Genomic DNA, 25,573 nt, shown 5'->3' with positions numbered 1-25,573 from the left:
TTTCCTGGCCCGTTTGAGCCGCTATTCGGATGTGATCCCCAGTGCGTCCACGGCGCTCTTCCGTGCCTTGTCGAGGTGCAGTCGCAGGATCTCTGCCGCACGGTCCTCGTCGCGGTCGACGATCGCCGCGACGAGTCGCTCGTGTTCGGCGAGCGCCTCACGGGCCCGATCGGGCTTCTTGGCCGATGTCTGTCTCGCGAGGGAGATCTGACGCTGGACCTCGACCGTCGCGGCGGCCAGGGCGTCATTGCCGCTCATCCACGTCAACCGGGTGTGGAGGTCCCGGTCGGCGGGATACGGGCGGGCGGGATCCTGGGACAGCTCCTCCCCCGCTTCTCCGACCAGCTGCTCGAGCTCCCGCAGCTCCTCCTCCGTCGCCCTCCGGCAGACGAGGCGGACGCTGTGTGTCTCCAGAGCGGTTCGGAGTTCGTACAGGTCGTCGACCTCACCGGGCTCGAACGTCTTCACAAATGCCCCGCGGTGGCTGACGATCGTCAACAGACCCTCGCCCACCAAGCGCTGGATGGCCTCTCGGAGCGGCCCCCGGCTGATCCCGAGCACCTCGGCGATCGACACCTCGTTCAATCGCTCCCCCGGGGGAAGGGTGCCGTCGAGGATCATCTCCCGAACCCGCTCCTCGGTCCGACGGGCGAACGTTCCGTCCCTGGTCAAAGGGGCACTCGCGGACTTCTTCATCCCTACTCCTCTACTCGACTCGATTCCTCTCACCGCGGAGGCACCAGCCAACTCTCCCCGGGCGGTCATCAGCAGGATCTACTCGATCCCGCTGCCCACCGCCGTTCAGGTCACACCTATTGTGATGCACATCTCTGTCAACTGTCAACAGTTAGCGGTGTTTAGAGTTGGCGTGCGCCTCCGGCGGACCGCCCGCCGCACCCACCTGCAATCCGCACTCGCCACAGGGCGAGGGTGTGCGCAGCGGCCCGGGGTGATGTTAACGCCGATGAGGCCTAGCGTCCGCCAGGTCCGGCCCGGCGAGGGCCGCCCCCTGGCCCCGCCCCAGACCCGGGTTGCCGCTCTGCGCGCACGCCGTTATACTTGCTTGCTGCAAGCAATTTAATCCGGGCCGAGGAGATCAGGGTGGCGATAGATGCCGAACAGGGCGGGAAGTTGGCTGTGGACCTGTCCAGGGTGGTCAAGATGCTCAGGGCACTGAACATGTCCGCGCCGCGACTCCACGAGTCACTCGAGCCGTCGACCCACCCCCTGCTCTTCGCGATCCACGACGAACCCGCGCGAGTCACCGCCCTCGCCGACCGCGTCCACACCGACATCTCTGTGGTGAGCCGTCAGGTACGTCACCTCGAGACCCTCGGCCTGGTCACCAAGGTCCCCGACCCTGATGACGGGCGCGCGAGCGTCGTCACCCTCACGCCCGAGGGAAGCGACCTCGTCACCCGGGTCTTCGCCGGACGGGGCCAGTGGATGGCCGGCGTGCTGGCCGACTGGACACCCGAGCAGGCCGCCTCGCTCGACGAGGGACTGACCCGACTCGCCGAATCGCTACGCGCGGAGATCGACGCCCTCACGTCCGCCAAGGAGAACTGATGACCGACCGCGCACCCGTCACGGTCCAGGCCGGTGAGGACGGCGAGTTCTCCCACCGCCAGATCCTCGTGATCCTCGCCGGCCTCATGTCGGCCATGTTCCTCGCCAGCCTGGACCAGACCATCGTGTCGACCGCCATCAGGACCATCGCCGACGATCTGCAGGGCCTCGACGCGCAGGCCTGGGTCACCACCGCCTACCTGATGACCTCGACCATCTCGACGCCGCTCTACGGCAAGCTCTCGGACATCTACGGGCGCAAACCGTTCTTCGTCATCGGCATCGTCATCTTCGTGTTCGGTTCGCTGCTCTGCACCCTCGCCGACTCGATGTACACGCTCGCGCTGTACCGCGGGATCCAGGGGCTGGGGGCGGGCGCCCTCATGTCGCTCTCGCTGGCGATCATCGGCGACATCATCCCGCCCCGCGAACGCGCGAAGTATCAGGGCTACCTGCTCGCCGTGTTCGCCTCGTCCTCGGTCATCGGCCCGGTCGTCGGCGGCTTCTTCGCCGGCGCCGAGACCATCTTCGGGATCGACGGCTGGCGATGGATCTTCCTCATCAACGTCCCCATCGGCGCCATGGCCCTGACGCTGGTGATGATCACCCTCAACGTCAAGAACGTCCGCGTGGACCACCGGGTGGACTGGGCGGGAGCCGCCACGATCGTCGTCGGTCTGGTGCCGCTCCTCCTGGTGGCCGAGCAGGGCAACACATGGGGATGGGGCTCGCCGGCGGCCCTCGCCTGTTACGTCGTGGGGCTGGCCGGGATCGGCCTGTTCCTCATCGTGGAGGCGCGGGCGGGAGATGAGGCCCTCATCCCTCTGCGACTGTTCCGGGACCGCACCTTCGCTATCGTCACCGCCGGCGGGGTGATCGTGGGAATGGCCATGTTCGGCGGGCTGATGACCCTCCCGCTGTACATGCAGATCGTCCATGGAGCCGACCCAATGGAGTCCGGACTCATGATGCTTCCACTGGTGGCCGGGCTCATGGGCGCCTCGATCGTGTCCGGCCAGCTCATCTCCAAGACCGGCCGGGTCCGCGAGTTCCCGATCCTCGGCACCGCCATCTCGGCCGTCGGGTTGTTCCTTCTGTGGACCATCGACGCCGACACCTCGCTGACCCTGGTCATGGGCTACATGCTGGTGCTGGGAATCGGCCTGGGCAACTGCATGCAGCCACTCACCCTGATCGTGCAGAACGCCGTGAGTCCGCGCGAGATCGGCGTGGCCACCGCGTCCGCGACCTTCTTCCGCCAGCTCGGCGGCACCGCCGGGGTGGCCGTGTTCCTGTCGATCCTCTTCAGCCGGGTCGGGGGCTCCATCACCAGCGAGCTGGAGCAGGCGGGCGCAGACGGCAGCCTCGCCCGCGGGGTGCAGGAGGGCCTGGCCGACCCGGCTCTGCGCGCGGACCCCGAAGCACTCGGGATCGTGCAGGCCCTCGCCGACCCGGTGTCGGGCGCGGGTGCGGGTGCGCTCGAGACGGTCACCAAGGACTCGTCCGTCATCAACCGCCTGCCCGAGCTGGTGGCCCACCCCTTCGAACAGGGCTACGCCCTGAGCATGTCGGAGATCTATCTGGTCGCCGGCATCCTCGCCGTCGTCGCCTCGGTGGTCCTGGCCTTCCTGCCACCGATCGTGCTCCGGACCGGCTCGGCCCAGGCCGAGGCCGCCCGCGAGGCCGCCGCGGCGGCGGCCCCGTCGGGAACCGACCTCGCGTCGGCCGAGGTGGCCACCGGTGGGAATACCCCCGAGCATGTGGACGTCACCGCGACCGCCACCGGCGAGCCCGGGGCATCGGACACGACGACGACAAGGCCGGCTACGGACGCCCCGGACCGCTGAGTGCTCGGCCTACCCCTCGACGTCGGCTTTGAGGTTGGCCAACAACTGGTGCTGGATCCGCTTGAGTCCGGCCGGCGCGAAGAGCCGCTCGAAGAACCCGCCCACTCCCCCGGCCCCGTCCCACGACGTGGTCATCTCCACCAGCGCACCCCCGGTGGCCTCGCGGACCGTGTAGGTGGTCGCCATGGACGAGTTGGCGTCCTTCTCCACCAGCGACCAGTGCGCGGCGGCCTCGTCCACGGTCACGGTGGCCTTGACGTCCCGGCTGCGCTTCTTGGTGGCCTGGAGGTTCCACGCCGCCACGGTGCCGTGCCCCTGGCCACCCTCGATCAACCTGTACGCGGTGAACTGCTCGGGCTGGATCCGGGGACGGACCTGGGCGTAGTCCGCGATCGCGGCCGTCACGGTCGCGACGGGCGCCTCGATGACGATGGTGTTGCTGGCGGTGACCCTGCCCATGATCGTGACTCCTCCTCTGCCTGACCACGTCGCGTCCACCGGCATCACCGGTGGCGGCGCCCCCGACAGGGGCGCGTCAGACCACCACCATCGTGCCCGATCCCTCCTGCCGCCGAGCACGCCACCTCGCCACGACCTTCCGGAGCTCCTCGAGCCAGAGGATCGACGAGCCCACCGCGACCGCCAACAACCACTCGTCGGCGTGCAACGGGGTGGTGTCGAAGATCCCCTGGAGAAAGGGCACCTGGACCACGGCCACCAACAGCAGCGGGACCGCCGCCAGCGCCACCCAGATCGGGGCGTTGTGCGCCATGTCCCGGGAGAACACCGAGCCGTCCGTGGATCGGACGTTCATCAGGTTGAACACCTGGAAGAACACGAAGGCGGCGTAGGCGAGGGTGGTGGCGAACAACGGCACGCCCGCGCGCTCGGGGAACATCGACTCCGCGAACGCGAGGACCAGCAGCGTCCCGGTGGCCATGACGACCCCCAGCCACAGGATCCGCACCAGTCTCGACGCCGTGAGGATCTGCTCGTCAGCGGGTCGGGGCGGCCGTCGCATCGCGTTCTTCTCCACTGGCTCCACGCCCAGCGCCATGGCCGGCGGGCCGTCCATGACGATGTTCACCAGCAGGACCTGCAGGGCGGTGAACGGCACGGCAGCCAGACCGAACAGCCCGCTGGCGAGGAACACCAGGACGAACGCCCACGCGGTGGTGAGCTGGAACTTCACGAACTTGACGATGTTGTCGTAGATCCCGCGGCCCTGTTCGACTGCCGAGACGATCGTCGCGAAGTTGTCGTCCGTGAGCACCATGTCGGCCGCGCCCTTGGAGACGTCCGTGCCGGTGATCCCCATCGCGATCCCGATGTCGGCCTGACTCAGAGCGGGCGCGTCGTTGACGCCGTCGCCGGTCATGGCCACCACGTCCCCGCCGGACTGCAGGGCCCGGACCATCCGGATCTTGTGCTCGGGGGACACCCGAGCAAGGACTCCCATCCCGGGGGCCCGCTCGGACAGCTCGTCGTCGTCGATCCCGTCGAGATCGACCCCTCGCACCGCCTCCCCCTCGATCCCCAGGTCGCGGGCGATCGACGAGGCCGTGACGAGGTGATCACCGGTGATCATGTGGACGGAGATCCCGGCCGCGCGCGCCACCCGGATGGCCTCGGCGGCCTCGGACCGGGGCGGGTCGACGATGCCGACGACCGCGAACACGGTCAGCCCCCGCACCTCGTCGAGGAGCACGCTCTCGTCGACTGCGACCTCGCCGGGTCCGTCCCCGAACGGACGCCCCGCGACGAGCAGGGTCCGTAAACCACGTCCGGCCAGTTCATCGGTCGCGTGACGGATCGTCTCACGGAGCTCATCGGTGAGCTCTACGGCATCCGTGCCGTTCCACATGTGGGTCGACCGGGGCAGGAGCGCACCCGTGGCCCCCTTGGCGCTGAGCGCGAGCCCCCCGCCCGGTGAGCGGTTGACGGTGGCCATGAACCTGTAGTCGGAGTCGAAGGGCACCTGGGCCACCCGCGGCCGGGCGACACGCAGTCCCTCCACGTCGAGCCCGCACTTGGTGGCGGCCACGAGCAGGGCACCCTCGGTGGGGTCGCCGACCAGTTCGCCGTCGGTCACGATCGCGTCGTTGCACAGCGTCATGGCGACCGCCGCCCTCCGGAGGTCCGGAACGGCATCCGGATCGGACGACAGGACCGCGCCGGCCGCCTCGTATCCGGTCCCGGTGACGGTGTGGACGGCACCGTTCGCGACGACTCGCGTCACGGTCATCTCGTTGAGGGTGAGGGTCCCGGTCTTGTCGGTGGCGATGTGGCTGGTCGACCCGAGGGTCTCCACCGCCGCGAGATTCTTGATGATCGCCCCCTCACGGGCGAGCCTCGAGGCGCCCATCGCCAGGGTGAACGCCACCACGGCGGTGAGGCCCTCCGGGATGGTGGCCACGGCGAGCGAGACGGCGCTGAGGAGCATGTCCTCCCAGGACTGCCCGCGCACCAGTCCGATCCCCATCACCAGCGTCACCACGACCAACGCGATCACGGTGAGGACCCGGGCCAGGACCCCGATCCGCCGTTGGAGCGGCGTCTGCTCGCCGCCCGCCCCGCCGAGCAGCTCGGCGATCGCCCCCATCTCAGTGTGCTCACCGGTCCCCGTGACCACCACTCGCGCTCGGCCGCGGGTGACCTCGGTGTTCATGAACACCATGCCGGTGCGGTCACCGAGCGGCGCATCCGCGGCGGCCACCGCTCCCGCCGTCTTGTCCACGGGGACCGACTCGCCGGTCAGGGCCGACTCCGCCACCTGGAACCGGGACGCCTCGAGAACGCGACCGTCAGCGGGGACCCGGTCGCCGGATTCCAGAACCACGACGTCCCCCGGGACGAGGTCCGCGCTGTCCACCTCCACCTCGGCACCGCCCCGCACCACCCGACTGTGCGGCACCGCCATGTCGCGCAACGCGGCCAGGCTCTCCTCGGCCCGCGTCTCCTGCACGTAGTTCAGCACGGTGTTGAGCACCACCACCAGGAGGATGACGACCGGGGTCTCCCACTCCCGCGAGATCACGGCGCTCACCACGGCGGCCACCGCCAGGACCATGATCATGGGGTCGCGGAGCAGCCGCAGAACCCGTCTCCAGGCCGGCACCCCGGCCGCGACCGGCAGGGTGTTGGGACCGTGCTCGGCTAGGCGACGCGACGCCTCGGCGCGGGTCAGGCCGTTCGACCCCGCGCCGAGCCGGGAGACCACCTCTGCGGTGGGCAGTGTGTGCCAGGGGGTGCGCCGGCCCGTCTCCGGGACGCGGTCCGTCGTCGTCATCCCCCTATCGTGCCCGGTCAGCTGCCCCGGGCGATCCACTCCTCCAGATGCGGGGACTCCTCGCCCACCTTCGTCCCGTCACCGTGGCCGGTGTGGACCAGGGTCTCGGCGGGCAGGGTGAGGATCCGGTCGCGGATCGAGGTGATGATGGTCGGGAAATCGGAGTACGACCGTCCCGTGGCGCCGGGCCCTCCGGAGAACAGGGTGTCGCCGGAGAACAGGACGCCGGCCTCGGGGACGTGGAAGACACACGAGCCCGGCGAGTGGCCGGGGGTGTTCATGACCGTGAACCCGGTCCCGGCGATCTGGAAGACCTGCCCGTCCTCGAGGTCCTCGTGTGCGACCGTCGGGTGGGTCTCCTCCCACAGCATCTGGTCGCCGGGGTGGACGAAGACCCGGGTGTCGAGCTCGCGGGCGAGCTCCGGGGCGACGGTGATGTGGTCGTTGTGGGCGTGCGAACACAGGATGCCCTTGACCGTGCGCCCGGCCACCGCGTCGATGATCGGCTGGGCGGTGTGGGCGGCGTCGATGATGTACACCTCGGAATCGTCACCGAGGATCCAGATGTTGTTGTCCACCTCCCACTCGCCGCCGTCGAGGGCGAAGACGCCGCTCGTCACGACCTTCTCGATGCGCAGGCCGCCGGCAGTACCGGCACTGGTGTGGGTCTCGCTCACAGGGTCACCACCGATCGGAGGACGGATCCGGACTTCATGGCGCCGAACGCGGCCTCGACCGCGTCCAGACCGATGCGTTCGCTGACGAACTTCTCGAGAGGCAGCCGTCCCTGCAGGTGCAGGTCGACCAGCATCGGGAAGTCGCGCTCGGGGAGGCAGTCGCCGTACCAGGAGGACTTGAGCGACCCGCCGCGGCCGAAGAAGTCGAGAAGCGGCATCTCCAGCCGCATCTCGGGCGTGGGCACACCCACCAGGACCACGGTGCCCGCGAGGTCACGGGCGTAGAAGGCCTGCTCGTAGGTCTCGGGCCGGCCGACCGCGTCGATCACCACGTCGGCGCCGAACCCGCCCGTGAGTTCCTGGATCGCGGTCACGGGGTCCGTGCCGGAGGAGTTGACCACGTGGGTCGCCCCGAATTCGCGGGCCCACTCGAGTTTGGTGTCGTCGAGGTCCACGGCCACGATGGTCGAGGCGCCCGCGAGTCGGGCACCCACGACCGCGGCGATACCGACACCGCCGCACCCGATCACGGCGACGGACTGGCCGCGCGTGACGTTGCCCGTGTTGACCGCGGCGCCGAGGCCGGCCATCACGCCGCAGCCCAGCAGTCCCGCGACGGCGGGGTCGGCCGCCGGGTCCACCTTGGTGCACTGCCCCTCGTGGACGAGGGTCTTGTCGATGAACGCACCGATACCGAGCGCCGGGCTGAGTTCCGTGCCATCGGTGAGGGTCATCTTCTGCGACGCGTTGTGCGTGGCGAAGCAGTACTGCTGCTGGCCGCGCTTGCAGGCCCGGCACTCGCCACAGACCGCGCGCCAGTTCAGCACCACGAAGTCGCCCTCGGCCACGTGTGTCACGCGGTCACCCACGGTCTCCACGATCCCCGCCGCCTCGTGACCGAGCAGGAAGGGGTACTCGTCGTTGATGCCGCCGTCGCGGTAGGCGAGATCGGTGTGGCAGACGCCGCACGCCTGCACGCGGACCACGACGTCGTTAGGTCCCGGATCGGGGACGACGACGTCGACGAGCTCGACATCCGCACCCTTGGTACGGGCGATGACGCCCCTGACGGTCTGTGACATACCCAGTTTCTCCTCGAGGTCGGTTCGGCTCCGGGCCGGATCAGGCGGAGCCCCGGCCCGGACCCCGTCCACCCTGCCACATATGCAGAACCAGCCATTGGTCTGCACGTGAAACGACCGGAGCCCCGGACACCTTGGGTGTCCGGGGCTCCGGCGGGTCGAGCGGTCTGCTCGAGTGGTCCGATCAGACGGCGACGCCGTTGGCACGCAGCCACGGCACGGGGTCGATCCACTGGCCGGCGGGGTTGCGCACGCCGAAGTGCAGGTGCGGGCCGGTCGAGTACCCGCGGTTGCCCACGGTGCCGATGACCTGACCGGCGTGGACGCGCTGGCCCACCGACACGAAGTTCTGGTCGTTGTGGCCGTACTCGAGCAGGTACCCGTCGTCGGTCTGGATACGGATCCACAGCCCGTAACCCGAGGCCGGGCCGGCGGCGACGACGGTGCCGGACTTGGCGGCGAACATCGGCGTACCGATCGGGGCCCCGAAGTCGGTGCCGTTGTGGAAGGTCCCCCAGCGCGGACCGAAGCCCGAGGTGATGGGGCCGTAGGTCGGGACGTGGGCACCGCCGACCGCGGCGGACGGCGAGCCGAGTGAACCGAACATCGCGGGATCGATGGCGTACTCCCGCAGCTGCGCCTCGTTCAGGCCGATGCCCTGCGCGAACTCCTGGGCCATCTGGCCGAGCTGGTTGACGTCGATGTCGGCGGACTGGGCCGAGGCGGCGGGGGCCGCGGCCATCGCGACGCCACCGGTGAGAGCGGCACCGGCCACGGCGCCGGCGACGATGCGACCCATCCCACCCGCGGAACGGGCGGAACGGTGGCGGCCGGCGGTCGCGCCGGAGCCGGCCACACCGAGTCGATCGGCGAGCTCGGTGAAGGTGATTCGAGTGGCGTCGGACATCAGGGGAAACCTCGGAGTTCGGTGCGTTGGCGAAGCGGCGGGCCGACCGGCTTCCCCGGTGGCCTCCAAAAAGGTAACAGATGTATCTCGGCTCTGTCACGTCACAAGCACGAATAGATACGAAAGCGCCGGTGAGCGGGTGCTCACCGGCGCTACCGAGTTGTTACCCGAAGGTGATCAGTGGTCCGCCTCGCCCATCCGGTGCACGAGGATGAAGTTGGTCGAGCCCTCGACGCCCGGCACGTTTCCCGCGACGATCACGATGAGATCGTCCTCGTTGTAGCCCTCGAGGGGGAGCAACAGTTCGTCGGTCACCTTGACGAGCTCCGCAGTCTCGTGGACCCGGTCGGTCAGGAACGTCTCGGTGCCCCACGTCAGAGCCAACTGGCTCCGGATGCGCGGATCGCCGGTGATGGCGATCAGGGGCAGGTGGCTGTGCAGGCGGGCGAGCCGGCGGACGGTGTCCCCGGTCGAGGTCACCGCGACGAGCGCCTTGGCGCCCAGCCGCTCCCCGATCTCGCGGGCCGAGTAGGAGATGACCCCGCGCTTGGTCCTCGGGATGTGGACGAGGTCCGGCGCGGCGGTGGAGTCGGCCTCGACCGCGAGGGCGATGGACGACATGGTCCGCACCGCGTCGATCGGGTACTTGCCCACGGAGGTCTCGCCCGAGAGCATCACGGCGTCGGCACCGTCGAGCACGGCGTTGGCGACGTCGGACGCCTCCGCGCGGGTGGGCCGTGAGTTGGCGATCATGGACTCGAGCATCTGTGTGGCCACGATGACCGGCTTGGCGTTCTCCCGCGCGATCTGGATCGCCCGCTTCTGGACCAGCGGAACGTCCTGCAGGGGCAGCTCCACTCCCAGGTCGCCGCGGGCCACCATGATCGCGTCGAAGGCCAGGACGATGGACTCGAGGTTCTTGACGGCCTCGGGCTTCTCGAGCTTGGCGATCACCGGGACGTGCACCCCGACCTCGTCCATGATCTCGTGCACCAGGTCGACGTCCGCCGGCGACCGGACGAAGGACAGGGCGATGAAGTCGACACCCAATGCGAGGGCGAAGCGCAGGTCAGCGATGTCCTTCTCGCTCAGCGCCGGAACCGAGACGTTCATCCCCGGGAGGGACACGCCCTTGTTGTTCGAGACCGTGCCCCCCTCGGTGACGACGCAGTGGACGTCGTCGCCCTCGACCCGCTGCACGGTCAGGCCGATGTTGCCGTCATCCACGAGCAGTCGATCGCCGGGTCGGGCGTCGGTCGCCAGCCCCTTGTAGGTCGTGGAGACCCGGTCCTTGGTGCCCTCCACGTCCGCGACGGTGATGGCGACCGTGTCGCCCTCCGCCCATTCGTGGCGACCCTCGATGAAGCGGCCGAGCCGGATCTTGGGGCCCTGGAGGTCCGCGAGCACACCGACGGCGTGCCCCGACTCATCGGAGGCCTTGCGGACCCAGCGGTAGTTGGCCTCGTGGTCGGCATGGTCTCCGTGGCTGAAGTTGAGCCGGGCGACGTTCATCCCGGCATCGACGAGTTCACGGATGCCGGCCTCCGACGCGACGGCGGGACCCAGGGTGCAGACGATCTTGGTACGACGGTTCACCCGTACCAATCTAGTCCCCTCACCGGGATGACCGGTTAACGCGACGTCAACGACCGGCCAACGGGGGTGCGTCCTCCGGGGACCCGCCGGTCAGGTCCTCGGGGGCACGCAGTTCCGACGGGTCCTCGCGTCCCCGACGTGCCCGCCACACGTAGACCAGCGCGGCCACCATGACGACGACCGAGACGACCGTGTTGATGCGCAGCCCGAGGATCTCGGTCGCCGCATCCGCACGGAGCAACTCCACCCAGAACCGCCCGAAGCAGTACAGGGCCACGTAGAGGGCGAAGAGCCGACCGTGTCCGAGCCTGAACCTGCGATCGATCACCACCAGCGCCACGGCCACCAGGACGTTCCACAGCAACTCGTAGAGGAACGTGGGGTGGACGGTCGCGAGCACCTGCCCGGTGGAGCGACCGATGGTCTCGGAGTACCCGTAACTCTCGTCGTAGCGCTGGTAGATCTCCAGTGCCCAGGGCACGTCGGTCTCGCGACCGTAGAGCTCCTGGTTGAAGTAGTTCCCCAGACGCCCGATCCCCTGTGCCAGGACGATGCCCGGGGCGACCGCGTCGCCGAAGGCACCGATCGCCCGGATGCCCTGCTGGCGCAGTCCGATGTAGGCGCCGACCGCGCCCAGCGCGACGGCGCCCCAGATCCCCAGACCGCCGTCCCAGATCTTCAGCGCGTCGACCGGGTTCCTGCCCTCCCCGAAGTAGCGGTACCAGTCGGTGGCCACGTGGTAGAGACGACCACCCACGAGCCCGAAGGGGACGGCCCACAGCGCGGTGTCGAGCACGACCCCCGCGCGCCCGCCGCGGGCGACCCATCGCTTCTCGCCCCACCAGATGGCCACGACGATGCCGAGGATGATCCACAGCGCGTAGGCGCGCAGCGGGAACGGCCCGAGCTCCCAGACCCCCTGGGGCGGACTCGGGATCACGAGCCGGCCCCCGGCCGACGCACGCCCGCCGCGAGCTCGGCCGTCAGCCGGGCCAGGGATTCATTCCCCTCGGTGGCCGCGGTGATGAGGGCGGACCCCACGATCACGCCATCCGCATAGGAGGCGATCTCCGCGGCCTGGTCACCGTTGCGCACCCCGAGTCCGACGCCGCACGCCAGGTCCGAGTGCTCACGGACCCGTGCGGTGAGTGTGCGAGGTGCGTCGGAGACCACGTCCCTCGCTCCGGTCACACCCATGACCGCCTGGATGTAGACGAACCCGCTCGTGTGGGACAGCGTCATGGCCAGCCGTTCGGGCGTCGACGACGGCGCGACCAGGAACACCCGGTCGATCCCGTGTGCGTCCGTAGCGGCGATCCAGTCCTGCGCCTCGTCAGGGATGAGGTCCGGTGTGATGACCCCGGTCCCCCCGGCCGCCGCGAGGTCCTCCGCGAACCGGTCGACGCCGTACTGGAGGATCGGGTTCCAGTAGCTCATGACGACCGGGACCGCGCCGGCCTCGGCGACGGCTCGGACCACGGCGAAGGTGTCCCGGATCCGGAAGCCTGCCTCCAGCGCCACATCCGCGGCCGCCTGGATGGTGGGACCGTCCATCATGGGATCCGAGTACGGGATCCCCACCTCGATGACGTCACACCCGCCCGCGACCATCGTCCGCACGGCCTCGATGGACCCCTCGACCGTGGGGTACCCCGCCGGGTAGTAGCCGATGAGGGCGGCCCGGTTCTCGGCACGGCACCCCTGGAAGACCTCGCTCAGAACGCTCATCCCTCGACTCCCCCGTCCGCGTAGTCGCCCTCGCCGTCGTCTGCACCCCGGCTCGAGTCCACCCCGGCCTCGGGCGGGGTCCCCCCGCCCAACAGGCCGAACCACCGGGCGGCGGTGTCGACGTCCTTGTCGCCGCGACCCGAGACGTTGACCAGGATCAGGTCGACACCCTCGGCGGCGAGCTGCGCCGCCCCGGCGATCGCGTGGGCGGACTCGATCGCGGGGATGATCCCCTCTGTGCGGCACAGCTGGGCGAACGCGTCCATCGCCTGGGTGTCGGTCACCGGGCGGTACTCGGCCCGACCGATGTCGGACAGGTACGAGTGCTCGGGCCCGACGCCCGGGTAGTCCAGTCCCGCCGAGATGGAGTGCGACTCGATGGTCTGGCCGTCCTCGTCCTGCATGAGGTGCGCGTACGAGCCCTGGAAGACACCCGGCCTCCCGGCGTTCACGGTCGCGGCGGTGCGACCGGACGCCACCCCGTCGCCGCCCGCCTCGCAGCCCACAAGGCGGACCGAGGAGTCGTCGATGAACGGGTGGAACAACCCGATCGCATTGGACCCACCGCCCACGCACGCCACGGCGGCATCGGGCAGGCGCCCGATCCGCTCCAGGATCTGGGCGCGGGCCTCGGTGCCCACGACCCGCTGGAAGTCGCGGACCATCGCGGGGAACGGGTGCGGGCCGGCGGCGGTGCCGAACGCGTAGTAGGTGTCGTCCGCCCGGGAGACCCAGTCCCGCATCGCCTCGTTGATCGCGTCCTTGAGGGTCGCGGAACCGACCTCCACGGCCTCGACCTCCGCGCCGAGCAGACGCATCCGCGCGACGTTGAGCGCCTGGCGACGGACGTCCACCGCACCCATGTAGATCTTGCACTCCAGGCCGAGCAGGGCGCAGGCCGTAGCGGAGGCGACGCCGTGCTGGCCGGCCCCGGTCTCGGCGATGACGCGCTTCTTGCCCATGCGGTGCGCGAGGAGCACCTGACCGAGGACGTTGTTGATCTTGTGCGATCCGGTGTGGTTGAGGTCCTCGCGCTTGAGGAAGACACGGGCGCCGATCTCGGCCCCGAAACGCCCCGCCTCGTACAGTGGCGACGGCCGACCCGAGTAGTCGCGCTGGAGACGGTCGAGCTCGTTCAGATAGGCGTCGTCGGCACGGGCCTTGGCGTAGGCGTCGGCGACCTCGTCGACGACCGCCATGAGCGCCTCCGGGACGTAGCGCCCGCCGAACGCTCCCCAGTGGCCTCGCTGGTCGGGCTCGTGTCCGGTCGTCGTCCGGAGCACGTCTCCCATCGAGGGCAGCGGTGTCAGCTCGTTAGAATTCACGGCTCCCAGTCTGCCGGAAGCGTGCGACGGGGGCCTAGCGGGGTCCCTGCGGGCAGGACGGGTGGGAACCCGCCGTGGCCAGGGCGTTGCACGCCGCGCGCGGGTCGCCCTTGGTCACCAGGCCCTCGCCGACGAGCACCGCGTCCGCGCCCACGCTGGCGTACGCCAGGAGGTCGGACGCGTCACGGACGCCCGACTCGGCGATCTTGACCACCCCGGACGGCAGGCCGGGCGCGATGCGGGAGAACACGTCGCGGTCGACCTCGAGGGTCTTGAGGTTTCGGGCGTTGACACCGATGACGGTGGCGCCGGCCTCGAGGGCGCGATCCGCCTCCTCCTCCGTGTGCACCTCCACCAGTGCCGTCATCCCGAGCGACTCCGTCCGGTCCAGCAGGGACACCAGCGCGTCCTGCTCCAGGGCGGCCACGATGAGCAGCACGAGATCGGCGCCGTGCGCCCGGGCCTCGTGGATCTGGTACGGACCCACCACGAAATCCTTGCGGAGCACCGGGATGTCGACGGCGCGGCGGACGGCGTCCAGGTCCGCCAGACTGCCGTTGAAGCGGCGTTCCTCGGTCAGGCAGGAGATGACGCGGGCCCCGCCCTCCTCGTACATCCGGGCCAGCACGGCGGGGTCGGGGATCTCGGCGAGCGGCCCCTTCGAGGGACTGGCACGCTTGACCTCGGCGATGACGCCGACCCCTGCGCCCCGGAGCGCCTTGAGCGCGTCACGCGGTTCCGGCGCCGACCGGGCCGCCTTCTTGACCGCAGTGAGGTCGATGACAGCCTCGCGGGCCGCGACGTCCTCGCGGACCCCGTCGATAATCGAGTCGAGCACGGTACCCACCGTGACCTCCCTCTGCAGTGTTCGGGCAGGAAGTGTGATCGAGATCAACAATAGAGGCAGCAGGCGGGGTTCTGAGAATCGGGACCCGGTCGGGGATGCTCAGCCCGTGGGATCGCGTCCGTCGTCGAGTTCCTGCCACAGGTCACGACCGGTGTCCGCGGTCTCCCCGCCGGACTCCGGGTCAGCTCGGCGCGCCCCCGGGGTCACGTAGCGGTCATCCCGCTGAACCCTCCGGGCCGGCCAGATCAGGGGGACGGCTCCGGCCGCGACGAGGGCCAGTGCTCCGGCTCCGGTGAGAACCGGACCGGGCGCCCGGGTCGAGATCTCCGTGATCTCCGACCACTCCGGCACCGCCTGCGCGCCTGGCGCACCCGGGCCCGCGTTGGTGCGGCCGAGCCCCTCCTCACCCGTCACCGTGGAGTGGACGCGTCCCTGGTCCACACCGCCGACGGTCGAGACCAGCAGCGCGCCGGTGGCCAGGCCCAGGAGGGCGACGACGGCCCCGACCACCCGGGCCCCCGTCCCCCGGACCAGGGCCACCGCGGCCACCGCGGCGAGAGCACCCACCGCCAAGGGGACCAGCGCCGGCTGCCACTGCGCACCCGTCAGACTGCGTCGGGCCTCCCCCGACTGATCGTTGAACGCGACCACGTCCACCCACACCATCCGGGAGGCGATCCACAGCATGACGGCGCCGAGGAGCAGCAGCACGACGGGGATGCGGAGCCGGGCCTTCTGGGTCACCGGCCCTCCCCCGGTGTGTCCGCGCCGTCAGGGTCACCCGTGGGGCCCGCGGGCCTCAACGTGTCCGCCGCCGCGACGGCCCGGAGGACCGCCATCGCCTTGTTGCGGCACTCCTCGTCCTCCGACGCGGCGACCGAGTCCGCCACGATCCCGGCACCGGCCTGGACGTAGGCGGTCCCGTCCTTGAGTACCGCGGACCTGATGGCGATCGCCTGATCGGCGTTGCCCGCGAAGTCCACATAACCGACCACTCCCCCGTAGACCCCGCGGCGGGTGTCCTCGAGATCCTCGATGATCTGCAGCGCGCGTGGTTTGGGCGAGCCCGAGAGGGTTCCGGCCGGGAAGCAGGCCGTGACGGCGTCGATGCCCGTCCGCCCCTCCGCGAGGCGGCCCGTCACGGTGGAGACCAGGTGCATGACGTGGCTGTACCGCTCGACCTGGCGGAACTCGGTCACCACGACGGAGCCCGGCTCGCAGACGCGACCGAGGTCGTTGCGACCCAGGTCCACCAGCATCAGGTGCTCGGCGTTCTCCTTGGCGTCCTCCACGAGGTCCTTGGCCAGCAGGACGTCGTGTTCGTCGTCGTCACCCCGCGGCCGGGTCCCGGCGATCGGATGGGTCGTGGCCAGCCCGTCCTGCACCTTGACCAGGGCCTCGGGGCTCGATCCGACGATGGTGAACGCGGTGCCACCGAAGCCGTCGTCCCCGCTGCCGTCCGGGACCGTCATCAGATACATGTAGGGGCTCGGATTGGTGGTGCGCAGGATGCGGTAGACGTCCCGCGGCGAGGCCGAGGTGTCGACCTCGAAGCGCTGACTGAGCACCACCTGGAAGGCTTCCCCGGAGTAGATCTGCTCGATGATGTCGGCCACCCGCGCGTGGTAGGTCGACTCGTCGGTGCGGCGGCGCAACTGCGGATCCGGGGTGTCGAACACGCTGACCCCGCCGGCGCCGGGGGCCGCGAGCCTCGCCGTCATCGAATCCACCCTGGCCACCGCGTCGGCGTAGGCCTCCTCGACCCGATCGTCACTGCCGTCCCAGTTTACGGCGTTGGCGATCAGGTGGATCCGGCCCTCGTGGTGGTCGAACGCCGCCAGGTCGGTGGCCAGCATCTGGACGAGCTCCGGGACATGGAGGTCGTCGGTGGTGTCGGGGCTGATGCGCTCGAGTCGGCGGACGATGTCGTACCCGAGGTAACCCACCAGCCCGGACGTCAGCGGCGGCAGGCCCGCGATCTGGTCGGTCCTCAACAGGTCGAGGGTCCGGCGCAGGGCGTCGAGCGGGTCGCCACCCGTCGGCGCCCCCGCGGGCACGTTCCCCAGCCACATGGCCTCACCCGCGTCGTCCACGGTCAACGCCGCGGCCGACCCGCAGCCGATGAACGACCACCGCGACCATGACCGGCCGTGTTCGGCCGACTCCAACAGGAAGGTCCCGGGCCGGTCGGCCGCGAGTTTGTCGTACGCGGACAGCGGCGTCTCGGAGTCGGCGAGCACCGTACGCACCACGGGGACGACCCGGTGGCCCGAGGCGAGCGCCCGGAACTGCTCGAAGGTGGTGGTCCTGGTGCTCATCCGACGACCCGGCCGCCGATCCCGAACGAGTCGTGCGGCATGTCGTTGACGAGCACCCACACCTTGGCCGGGTCCTTGCCCGCGGCCTCGGCGTAGGCGGCGGTGACGGCCTCGATCACCCGGGCCTTGGACTCGGGGTCCATCCCGTCGAGCTGGTTGATCTGGATGAAGGGCACGGGCTCAGTCCTCCCCGAGGAGTGTGTCGGTGTCGAAGCAGCTGACCGTGCCGTTGTGGCAGGCGGCCCCGGTCTGGTCCACCTTCAGCAGGACGGTGTCGCCGTCGCAGTCGATCTCCACGCTGCGCACGTGCTGCACGTGGCCGGAGGTCTCCCCCTTGACCCACCGCGTCCCGCGCGAGCGCGAGAAGTACACCCCGCGCCGCGTGGCCAGCGTCTCGGCGAGGGCGGCGTCGTCCATCCACGCCATCATGAGGACTCGACCGGAGGTCGCGTCCTGCACGACAGCGGCGATCAGACCCTCCGCGTTCCGGGTGAGCCGGTCGGCGATTGACGGGTCCAGGGCTGGATCGCTCATCGGACCGTGATCCCCTCGGCCGCCATGGCCCTCTTCACGTCGCCGATCGTCATCTCGCCGAAGTGGAAGACGCTCGCCGCGAGGACCGCGTCGGCGCCGGCCTCGACCGCGGGGGCGAAGTGCTCGACCGCGCCGGCCCCGCCGGAGGCGATCACGGGGATCGTCACGGCCGCGCGGACCGCACGGACCATGTCCAGGTCGAACCCCGCCTTGGTGCCGTCCGCGTCCATCGAGTTGAGCAGGATCTCCCCCACCCCCAGCTCCTGGCCACGCCGGGCCCACTCGATGGCGTCGATCCCGGTGCCCCGGCGACCGCCGTGGGTGGTGACCTCCCACCCCGACGGTGTGGGGGCCTCGCCCTCCGGCACCGTCCGCGCGTCGACGGACAGGACGATGCACTGGGAACCGAAGCGCCTGCTGAGCTCCTCGAGGAGCTCCGGACGCGCGATCGCGGCGGTGTTGACGCTGACCTTGTCCGCCCCGGCGCGGAGCAGCTGGTCGACGTCCTCGGCAGCGCGTACCCCGCCCCCCACGGTGAGGGGGATGAAGACCTGCTCCGCGGTGCGTGTGACCACGTCGAGCATGGTTCCGCGCCCCGAGGACGACGCGGTGACGTCGAGGAAGGTCAGCTCGTCCGCGCCCTGCGCGTCGTAGGCGGCGGCCAGCTCGACCGGATCACCGGCGTCCCGCAGATCGAGGAAGTTCACTCCCTTGACCACGCGGCCCGCGTCGACGTCGAGGCACGGGATCACCCGGGTGGCGAGTGTCATGCCCGCGTCACCGTTCCCCGTCGAGCCACGGACGGTTGCCGTCGGGACCGGGGGTGGCCCGGCGACGGCCCGCCTCGAAGAAGTTGCCGGGCTCGCCGAGCTCGCGGATGGTGCCGAGGACCTCCGCGTGCGCTCGCGGGCCGGCGGCGAGGATCGACTGGGAGTCGATCGACCACGGCTCACCGGTCAGATCGGTGACCACTCCCCCGGCAGCGCGGATGTGGGAGGCGCCCGCGGCGTTGTCCCACGCGTAGTTCCCGAAGCTCACCGCCGCGGACAACCGGCTGGAGCCCACGAACGACAGGTCGACCCCTGTCGACCCGAACTTGCGGGTTCGGGCGGCGTCGAGGGTGAGCTGCTCGAACACCTCTCGTCGATAGGCCGGCGGGTAGGTGGTGCGGGCGCCGGTGTTCAGCGACCCGAGGCCCAGCGCGACGTCGCGGATGGAGACGTCGGCGATCCGCGGGATCTCCTCCTCGTTCTCCTTGAGCGGGCCCCCGGCGATCGAGGTGAACCGCATGCCGAGGAGCGGAAGCCAGGTCAGCCCGAGGACGGGCTGCCGCTCGTGGACCAGCGAGACGAGGATGCCGGTGGTGGGGATGCCGAGGGAGTAGTTGGCCGTGCCGTCGATCGGGTCGACCACCCAGAGGGTGCCCTCGTTGACCGGCGGACCGCCGAACTCCTCGCCGTGAACCTCGAGTCCGGTGCCCTCGCGCAGGGCGTCGGAGATGCGACGTTCCAACTCGAGGTCGAGCTCGGTCGCGAAGTCGTTGCGCGAGCCCTTGGCGCGCGTGCCCTCGGCACCCAGTCCCTCGACGAAGCGGGGGGTGACCTCCTCGAGCACGCGGGCCGCCAGCGCGAGCGCCTCCGCGGGGTCGACGGACAGGTCCGTCGGCAGGGTGTTACCGGTCTGATCGGTCATCTCGGGCCTCCTGCTCGAGGTCATGGGGTGTGGTGGAGCCACCGGGTGGTCACTGCCGGCTCAGCGGACGCTCACCGCGGCCAGCGCCTCGGGGAGGGTGAAGCGACCGGCGTAGAGGGCCTTGCCCACGATCGCGCCCTCGACGCCCTCGGGCACCAGCGTCGCGATGGCCTCGAGGTCGGCCACGGACGACACCCCGCCGGACGCCACCACCGGCGCTGCGGTGACCGAGCACACCTGGGAGAGCATCTCGAGGTTCGGACCGCTCAGCATCCCGTCCTTGGAGACGTCGGTCACGACGTAACGCGCGCACCCGTCCTTGTCGAGACGCTCCAGCACCTCCCAGAGGTTGCCACCGTCGGACACCCACCCGCGGCCACGGAGTCGGGGCTCGCCGTCGACCACACGGACGTCCAGCCCCACCGCGATACGGTCCCCGTGGCGGGCGATCGCGGAGGCGCACCACTCCGGGTTCTCCAGAGCGGCGGTCCCCAGATTGACCCGGGCGCAGCCGGTCGCGAGGGCGGCCTCCAGCGAGTCGTCGTCGCGGATGCCACCGGACATCTCGACCTTGACGTCGAGCGCGCCGACGACCTCGGCCAGGAGGTCGCGGTTGGTCCCGCGACCGAAGGCGGCGTCGAGGTCCACCAGGTGGACCCACTCGGCCCCGTCCCGCTGCCACTGCATCGCGGCCTCGAGGGGAGATCCGTACGAGGTCTCGGTCCCGGCCTCCCCCTGCACCAGGCGGACGGCCTGGCCGTCGGCGACGTCCACGGCGGGCAGGAGTTCGAGGTATGAAGCGTTGGTCACGGGCATCAGCGTAGTCCGTCCGCCCGGGGGCGTTCCCCATCGCCCTCGACGGGTTCCGACGGCTCCCCGGGGTCCACGCCGGACCCGACCCCGGCCTCGACGGCGGGCTCGTCCCCGTACTCGGCACGAATCGCCCTGTCGGTGATGCGGGTGGACGCGACCCCCATGGCCACCACCGTCAGGACCACCCCGACCAGCGCCACGACGGCCCGTCCCACCGGTGGCAGCGGGAGCAGTGCCACCGCCAGGGCGGTCAGACCCAGGGACAGCACCCCCGCCCCGGAGACACCCAACGCCAGTACCGCGAACGACACGGGCGCCGGGCGGCCCCGGCGGTCAGCCAAGGGATCTGATCCAGTTCTCGAGCAGCTGCAGGCCGGCGTCCCCCGACTTCTCGGGGTGGAACTGGGTGGCCGACAGGGGGCCGTTCTCCACGGCGGCGATGAATCTCGTGCCGTGCCGGGCCCAGGTGACATCCGGCGGGGTCAGGTGGTCGGACGGTTCCATCTCCCATCGCTGCACCCCGTAGGAGTGGACGAAGTAGAAGCGCTCGTCGGCGGGCATGCCGGCGAACAGGACGCTTTTCTCGGGTGCCTCGACGGTGTTCCACCCCATGTGCGGCAGCACCGGGGCCTCGAGGCGTTCGACCACGCCGGGCCACTCGCCGCAGCCCGCCGCCCCGGAATCGGCGTGTTCGCCGTCCGAGAACTCCGTCCCGCGCTCGAACATGACCTGCATACCCACACAGATCCCCAGAACGGGGCGACCGCCGGCCAGACGCTCGCCGATGATCCGCGGCCCCTTGACCGCCCGGAGGCCCTCCATACAGGCCGCGAACGCGCCGACCCCCGGGACCACGAGCGCGTCCGCCTCGGTGGCCACCTGGGGATCGGAGGTGAGTTCGACCCGGGCGCCGACACGCTCCAGCGCGCGATGGGCCGAGCGGAGGTTGCCCGAGCCGTAGTCGAGGAGCGCCACCTGCGGGGCCTGTGAGGTCATGGGCTCACTTTATCGTCCGTGGCGGGCGAGGTCAGATCACGCGTCGGCCGGGTGCGCCGGGCGCCCACCGCCGCCGGGCCACCCACGAGCAGGACGACGCCGGCCGCGACCGTGAACAGGACGACGTATCCGAAGCCGGCGACGCCGCCCATGACCACCGACCCGAGACCCGTGCCCGCGTCGAAGGAGATGTTCCACGAGGCGGACGCGGTCCCCAGGCGCGAGCGCGGCATCCGCTCGAACGAGGCGACGAGCGCCTCGTTCTGCACGGCGCCGAACCCGAGTCCGAACACCACGGTCGGGGCGATGAACCACCACGGGTTCGCCGACACCGACAGCAGGCCGGCGATGCCGGCCATGCCGAGCGCCGAGACCGCCAGTCCGGGCCAGACCAGGGCGCCGGGACCGCGCCGATCGGAGACGAGGCCCGCGAAGGTGCGCCCGACGATCACGCCCACCCCGAGCAATCCGAGCCCGACCCCCGCGACGACCGCGCCGCTGCCCGAGACGATCGAGTCCAGGGCGGGCGAGAGGAACGACGCGGCGGCGCCGTACGGCAGCGACACCGCCACCATGACCAGGAACGGCCCGGCGAGCAGGACGAGCATCGCCCGGCGGCCGAGTGCGGACGGGTCGGAAGGCCTCGCGGGAGCGGGGTGCACGTCGGGGAGTCGTGCCGCCGCGAGCAGACCGACCACGCCGAACGCCGTCGCGCTCCACGCGACCGTGGCCAGACCGAAGACCTCCAGAAGCCACAGCCCGACGGGCAGGAAGATGGCCTCGGAGATCCCCACCGCCAGGCCGATCAGCGAGGTGGCGCGGCCGAGCATCCCGGGTGGCGCGAGCTCCGCGACCAGTGCGGAGCCGGCGACCGTCATCATGCCGAAGCCCGCCCCACGCACGCCGCTGACCGCGAGCACCGCGAACGGCCCGTCGAACAGGGCGAGCAGCCCAGAGGGCAGGCCGAGGAGCGCGCTGCCGATCGCGAGCACCCAGCGGTAGCCGATCGCCGCGGTGATCCTCGGGGTGAGGAGTTGGACCAGCACGGTGACCGTCATGAACACACCGGTGGTGGCACCGGCGACCAACTCGCTGCCCCCACCCCGGACCACGGCGAGTGGCACCACGGGCAGGAGCAGCGAGAAGCCGCCGAAGGCGAGGAGGACCAGGACGAACGCCGCCGGCACGCCGGGGGTCCGGGCCAGCTGTGCGAACGCGCCCGGCTTCTCGACCCCCGCGGTCACTTCGCCATCACAGAGCGCCCTTGGTCGAGGGGATCCCGCTGATCCGCGGATCCGGTTCCACCGCGGCGCGCAGCGCCCGGGCGACGGCCTTGTACTCCGCCTCGGTGATGTGGTGGGGGTCGCGCCCGTAGTGCACGCGGACGTGCAGCGCGATGCGGGCGTGCGACGCGAGGGTCTCGAACACGTGCCGGTTGAGCACGGTGCCGTACGGCGCGCTGTCGTGGCCCACGACGACGTAGCCGATCATGACGTCGGGCTCCCCCGTGTGGACGCAGTACGGGCGCCCGGAGACGTCGACGACCGCCTCGGCGAGCGTCTCGTCCATGGGGATCGAACACTGACCGAAGCGGCGGATGCCCCGCTTGTCGCCCAGTGCCTTCCCGAGCGCCTGGCCCAGCACGATGGCGGTGTCCTCGACGGTGTGGTGTGCCTCGATCTCGACGTCGCCCGTCGCCCGGACCGTGAGGTCGAACGCGCCGTGCTGGCCGAACGCGGTGAGCATGTGATCGAAGAACGGGACGCCGGTGGCGATCTCCGTCCGGCCGGTGCCGTCGAGGTCGATCTCGACGACGATCGACGACTCCCTGGTGGTGCGCTCGACGCGACCGACGCGTCCGCCCTGCTCGCTCATCGTCTCTCCCTCGTCGTGGTGATCTCTGTTCCCGCCAACTCGGCGCTCACCTGCAGCAGCCTGTCGTTCTCGCTCTCCAGCCCGATGGTCGCACGAAGACGGCCGGGGATGCCCACGTCGCGGATGAGCACGCCCGCGTCGAGGTAGCGTCGCCACGCGCGTGGCGCGTCCACGAAGGGCCCGTAGAGCACGAAGTTGGCCTCGCTGGGCAGCACGTCGTAACCGAGCGCCTCGAGTCCCGCGGTGACGCGCTTGCGCTCCTCGGCCAGCAGGGCGACCGACGCCAGGGTCTCCTCGGCGTGGCGCAGCGCGGCCGCGGCGGCGGCCTGCGCGATCACCGACAGGTGGTACGGCAGGCGGACGAGCAGCACGGCGTCGACGAACGAGGGGTCGGCCGCGAAGTACCCGAGCCGCCCGCCGGCGAAGGCGAAGGCCTTGCTCATGGTGCGCGAGACGACCAGCTTCGCCGGGTACTCGGCCAGGAGCGTGCACGCGCTCGGCGACGGGGAGAACTCCGCGTACGCCTCGTCGACCACGACGATTCCCGGAGCCGCGTCGATCAGCCGCCGAAGGTCGTCGAGCTCGATCACGTGGCCCGTCGGGTTGTTGGGCGTGGTGAGGAAGACGACGTCGGGGCGGTGCCCGGCGATCGCCGCCAGCGCAGCCTCGACGTCGATCGCCAGGTCCGCGCCCCTGTCGACCGGGATCCACTCGGTGTCCGTGCCCGCAGCGAGGATCGGGTGCATGGAGTAGCTGGGGACGAAGCCCATCGCACTGCGCCCGGGCCCGCCGAAGGCCTGGAGCAATTGCTGGAGGATCTCGTTGGAGCCGTTGGCCGCCCACACCATGTCGACGTCCACCTCGACCCCGGTCTGCCGCGCGAGGTAGGCGGCGAGGTCGGTGCGCAGGTCGACGGCGTCCCGGTCCGGGTAACGGTTGAGGTCGGCCGCCGCCGCGGACACCGCGTCGGCGATGTCGGCGACCAGTGCAGCACTGGGCGGGTGCGGGTTCTCGTTGGTGTTGAGCTGCACCGGCACCTCGAGTTGCGGGGCTCCGTAGGCGCTCTTGCCGCGCAGGTTCTCGCGCAGCGGCAGCGCGTCCAGGCCGACTCCGGGCCGGGGGGTGCCGGTCACTGGTCCTCCTCCTCGGCGGTGAGGTCCTCGAAGCGGGCCCGGACGGCCTCGCCGTGGGCCGGGAGCCGCTCGGCGTCGGCGAGCGCGACGACTGTCGGGGCGATCTCCTTGAGCGCGGCGCGGTCGTAGTCGATGACGTGGATACCGCGCAGGAAGGTCTGCACACTCAGCCCGGACGAGTGCCGGGCGGTGCCCGACGTGGGCAGGACGTGGTTCGAGCCCGCCGCGTAGTCGCCGAGCGGAACCGGGGAGTAGGCGCCCACGAAGATCGCCCCGGCGTTGCGCACCCGGGCGGCATCGGCGGCGGAGTCGCGGGTCTGCACCTCCAGGTGCTCGGCCGCGTACGCGTCGACCACGCGCAGGCCGGCGTCGATGTCGTCCACCAGGACGATGCCCGACTGCGGGCCCTCGAGCGCCTCGCGGACGCGATCGGCATTGAGGGTGACGGTGTAGCGGGCCTCGACCTCCCGGGCGACGGCGTCCGCGAGCTGCACCGAATCGGTGACGAGCACGCTCGCCGCATCGGGGTCGTGCTCGGCCTGGCTGATGAGGTCGTAGGCGATGTGCACCGGGTCGGCCGTGTGGTCGGCCAGGACGGCGATCTCCGTGGGGCCGGCCTCCGAGTCGATCCCCACGACGCTGCGACACAGTCGCTTGGCGGCGGTGACGTAGACGTTGCCGGGTCCGGTGACCATGTCGACGGGCTCGAGCTCCCGGCCGTCGGTGTCCTCGCCGCCGTGGGCGAGCAGGGCCACAGCCTGGGCGCCGCCGACGGCCCAGACCTCGTCCACGCCGAGCAGCGCGCAGGCGCCGAGGATGGTGGGGTGCGGCCAGCCACCGGAGTCGGCCTGGGGCGGGGAGGCCACCACGAGCGAGCCGACACCCGCGACCTGCGCCGGCACGACGTTCATGATGACGCTCGACGGGTACACGGCCTTGCCGCCGGGAACGTAGAGGCCCACCCGCTCGACGGGCACCCACTTCTCGGTGACGAAGCCGCCGGCGGCGACCTCGGTGACGGTGTCCGAGCGCCGCTGTGCGGAGTGGACGATCCTCGCGCGGCGGATGGCCTCGACCAGCGCCGCGCGCACGTCGGGGTCGAGGGCCTCGCCGGCTTCGGTGATGAGCTCGGCGGGGACCCGGACCGAGCTGGGCCGCACCTGGTCGAACTTCTCGCCGTAGTCGAGCGCGGCGGAGGCCCCGTGCTCCCGGATCGCCTCGACCACCGGGCGGACGGTGTCGACGACGGAGTCGACGTCGGCGGCGCCTCGCGGGAGCGTGCGACGCAGCTCGGCGGTACCGAGGGTGCGACCGCGCAGGTCGATGCGGGAGAGCATGGTGTGGC

General features: G+C 70.8%; 26 protein-coding genes. 2 read left to right on the top strand and 24 right to left on the bottom strand.

The features are described 5' to 3' along the window. Positions 1-21: 21 nt before the first annotated feature. A complete protein-coding gene (locus ABIE38_RS03355; protein WP_354054003.1) occupies positions 22-696 on the bottom strand; it encodes a GntR family transcriptional regulator in 675 nt (224 codons plus the stop codon). 405 nt (positions 697-1,101) lie between these two features. On the opposite strand from ABIE38_RS03355, the gene ABIE38_RS03350 reads away from it, so the two are divergent. Beyond that, the gene (locus ABIE38_RS03350; protein ID WP_354054002.1) at positions 1,102-1,569 is read left to right on the top strand and encodes a MarR family winged helix-turn-helix transcriptional regulator; all 468 of its coding nucleotides are present in this window, start codon (positions 1,102-1,104) and stop codon (positions 1,567-1,569) included. Continuing rightward, positions 1,569-3,416 carry an MDR family MFS transporter gene (locus ABIE38_RS03345; protein ID WP_354054001.1) on the top strand — a complete coding sequence of 616 codons (1,848 nt, stop codon included), beginning with the start codon at positions 1,569-1,571 and terminating at the stop codon, positions 3,414-3,416. The genes ABIE38_RS03350 and ABIE38_RS03345 overlap by 1 nt, the downstream gene beginning before the upstream one ends. A gap of 9 nt (positions 3,417-3,425) precedes the next feature. On the opposite strand, the gene ABIE38_RS03340 is transcribed toward ABIE38_RS03345, so the two are convergent. The 23 genes from ABIE38_RS03340 to hisD form a co-directional block, all read right to left on the bottom strand. Then, complete coding sequence (locus tag ABIE38_RS03340; RefSeq protein WP_354054000.1) at positions 3,426-3,875, bottom strand: SRPBCC family protein; 450 nt, start codon at positions 3,873-3,875, stop codon at positions 3,426-3,428. 76 nt (positions 3,876-3,951) lie between these two features. Continuing rightward, positions 3,952-6,705 (bottom strand): cation-translocating P-type ATPase, encoded by a 2,754-nt coding sequence (locus ABIE38_RS03335; RefSeq protein ID WP_354053999.1) that lies wholly within the window; start codon positions 6,703-6,705, stop codon positions 3,952-3,954. Between the two features lie 17 nt (positions 6,706-6,722). Then, on the bottom strand, positions 6,723-7,382 hold the full coding sequence (locus ABIE38_RS03330; protein ID WP_354053998.1) for an MBL fold metallo-hydrolase: 660 nt from the start codon (positions 7,380-7,382) through the stop codon (positions 6,723-6,725). Then, complete coding sequence (locus ABIE38_RS03325; protein WP_354053997.1) at positions 7,379-8,464, bottom strand: S-(hydroxymethyl)mycothiol dehydrogenase; 1,086 nt, start codon at positions 8,462-8,464, stop codon at positions 7,379-7,381. The genes ABIE38_RS03330 and ABIE38_RS03325 overlap by 4 nt, the downstream gene beginning before the upstream one ends. A gap of 184 nt (positions 8,465-8,648) precedes the next feature. Beyond that, entirely contained in the window at positions 8,649-9,371 is a 723-nt protein-coding gene (locus tag ABIE38_RS03320) for a M23 family metallopeptidase (protein WP_354053996.1), read from the bottom strand. A gap of 177 nt (positions 9,372-9,548) precedes the next feature. Further along, positions 9,549-10,967, bottom strand: coding sequence for a pyruvate kinase (pyk, locus tag ABIE38_RS03315; RefSeq protein WP_354053995.1), 1,419 nt, complete (start codon positions 10,965-10,967; stop codon positions 9,549-9,551). A gap of 46 nt (positions 10,968-11,013) precedes the next feature. Continuing rightward, on the bottom strand, positions 11,014-11,907 hold the full coding sequence (gene lgt, locus ABIE38_RS03310; RefSeq protein ID WP_354053994.1) for a prolipoprotein diacylglyceryl transferase: 894 nt from the start codon (positions 11,905-11,907) through the stop codon (positions 11,014-11,016). Beyond that, positions 11,904-12,695: a tryptophan synthase subunit alpha gene (trpA, locus tag ABIE38_RS03305; protein WP_354053993.1), complete on the bottom strand. Its 792-nt coding sequence runs from the start codon at positions 12,693-12,695 to the stop codon at positions 11,904-11,906. Before trpA ends, lgt begins: the two co-directional genes overlap by 4 nt. Next, complete coding sequence (gene trpB / locus ABIE38_RS03300; protein WP_095717257.1) at positions 12,692-13,987, bottom strand: tryptophan synthase subunit beta; 1,296 nt, start codon at positions 13,985-13,987, stop codon at positions 12,692-12,694. Before trpB ends, trpA begins: the two co-directional genes overlap by 4 nt. Before the next feature lie 67 nt (positions 13,988-14,054). Further along, complete coding sequence (gene trpC, locus ABIE38_RS03295) at positions 14,055-14,867, bottom strand: indole-3-glycerol phosphate synthase TrpC (RefSeq protein WP_179525147.1); 813 nt, start codon at positions 14,865-14,867, stop codon at positions 14,055-14,057. Between the two features lie 99 nt (positions 14,868-14,966). Continuing rightward, positions 14,967-15,611, bottom strand: a complete 645-nt coding sequence (locus tag ABIE38_RS03290) for a TIGR02234 family membrane protein (RefSeq protein WP_354053992.1) — start codon at positions 15,609-15,611, stop codon at positions 14,967-14,969. Then, a complete protein-coding gene (locus tag ABIE38_RS03285) occupies positions 15,608-17,185 on the bottom strand; it encodes an anthranilate synthase component I (RefSeq protein ID WP_354053991.1) in 1,578 nt (525 codons plus the stop codon). Before ABIE38_RS03285 ends, ABIE38_RS03290 begins: the two co-directional genes overlap by 4 nt. After that, complete coding sequence (locus tag ABIE38_RS03280; RefSeq protein WP_354053990.1) at positions 17,182-17,361, bottom strand: tautomerase family protein; 180 nt, start codon at positions 17,359-17,361, stop codon at positions 17,182-17,184. The genes ABIE38_RS03285 and ABIE38_RS03280 overlap by 4 nt, the downstream gene beginning before the upstream one ends. A gap of 4 nt (positions 17,362-17,365) precedes the next feature. After that, complete coding sequence (hisI, locus tag ABIE38_RS03275) at positions 17,366-17,719, bottom strand: phosphoribosyl-AMP cyclohydrolase (RefSeq protein WP_354053989.1); 354 nt, start codon at positions 17,717-17,719, stop codon at positions 17,366-17,368. Further along, on the bottom strand, positions 17,716-18,489 hold the full coding sequence (gene hisF, locus ABIE38_RS03270; RefSeq protein WP_354053988.1) for an imidazole glycerol phosphate synthase subunit HisF: 774 nt from the start codon (positions 18,487-18,489) through the stop codon (positions 17,716-17,718). Before hisF ends, hisI begins: the two co-directional genes overlap by 4 nt. A 7-nt stretch (positions 18,490-18,496) precedes the next feature. Beyond that, a complete protein-coding gene (locus tag ABIE38_RS03265; RefSeq protein WP_354053987.1) occupies positions 18,497-19,411 on the bottom strand; it encodes an inositol monophosphatase family protein in 915 nt (304 codons plus the stop codon). A 60-nt stretch (positions 19,412-19,471) separates the two neighbouring features. Further along, positions 19,472-20,227, bottom strand: a complete 756-nt coding sequence (priA, locus tag ABIE38_RS03260; RefSeq protein WP_354053986.1) for a bifunctional 1-(5-phosphoribosyl)-5-((5-phosphoribosylamino)methylideneamino)imidazole-4-carboxamide isomerase/phosphoribosylanthranilate isomerase PriA — start codon at positions 20,225-20,227, stop codon at positions 19,472-19,474. Continuing rightward, positions 20,227-20,565, bottom strand: coding sequence for a hypothetical protein (locus ABIE38_RS03255; protein ID WP_354053985.1), 339 nt, complete (start codon positions 20,563-20,565; stop codon positions 20,227-20,229). Before ABIE38_RS03255 ends, priA begins: the two co-directional genes overlap by 1 nt. Next, positions 20,558-21,220 carry an imidazole glycerol phosphate synthase subunit HisH gene (gene hisH, locus ABIE38_RS03250; protein ID WP_354053984.1) on the bottom strand — a complete coding sequence of 221 codons (663 nt, stop codon included), beginning with the start codon at positions 21,218-21,220 and terminating at the stop codon, positions 20,558-20,560. Before hisH ends, ABIE38_RS03255 begins: the two co-directional genes overlap by 8 nt. After that, positions 21,217-22,464: an MFS transporter gene (locus ABIE38_RS03245; protein ID WP_354053983.1), complete on the bottom strand. Its 1,248-nt coding sequence runs from the start codon at positions 22,462-22,464 to the stop codon at positions 21,217-21,219. The genes hisH and ABIE38_RS03245 overlap by 4 nt, the downstream gene beginning before the upstream one ends. Before the next feature lie 7 nt (positions 22,465-22,471). Next, on the bottom strand, positions 22,472-23,095 hold the full coding sequence (gene hisB, locus ABIE38_RS03240) for an imidazoleglycerol-phosphate dehydratase HisB (RefSeq protein WP_179525136.1): 624 nt from the start codon (positions 23,093-23,095) through the stop codon (positions 22,472-22,474). Further along, a complete protein-coding gene (locus tag ABIE38_RS03235; protein ID WP_354053982.1) occupies positions 23,092-24,228 on the bottom strand; it encodes a histidinol-phosphate transaminase in 1,137 nt (378 codons plus the stop codon). Before ABIE38_RS03235 ends, hisB begins: the two co-directional genes overlap by 4 nt. Then, the gene (gene hisD, locus ABIE38_RS03230; protein ID WP_354053981.1) at positions 24,225-25,565 is read right to left on the bottom strand and encodes a histidinol dehydrogenase; all 1,341 of its coding nucleotides are present in this window, start codon (positions 25,563-25,565) and stop codon (positions 24,225-24,227) included. The genes ABIE38_RS03235 and hisD overlap by 4 nt, the downstream gene beginning before the upstream one ends. Positions 25,566-25,573 lie beyond the last annotated feature (8 nt).

This window comes from Dietzia sp. 2505 (assembly GCF_040546785.1).
Classification (GTDB): Bacteria; Actinomycetota; Actinomycetes; order Mycobacteriales; family Mycobacteriaceae; genus Dietzia.
This window is presented reverse-complemented; position numbering and strand designations above follow the sequence as displayed.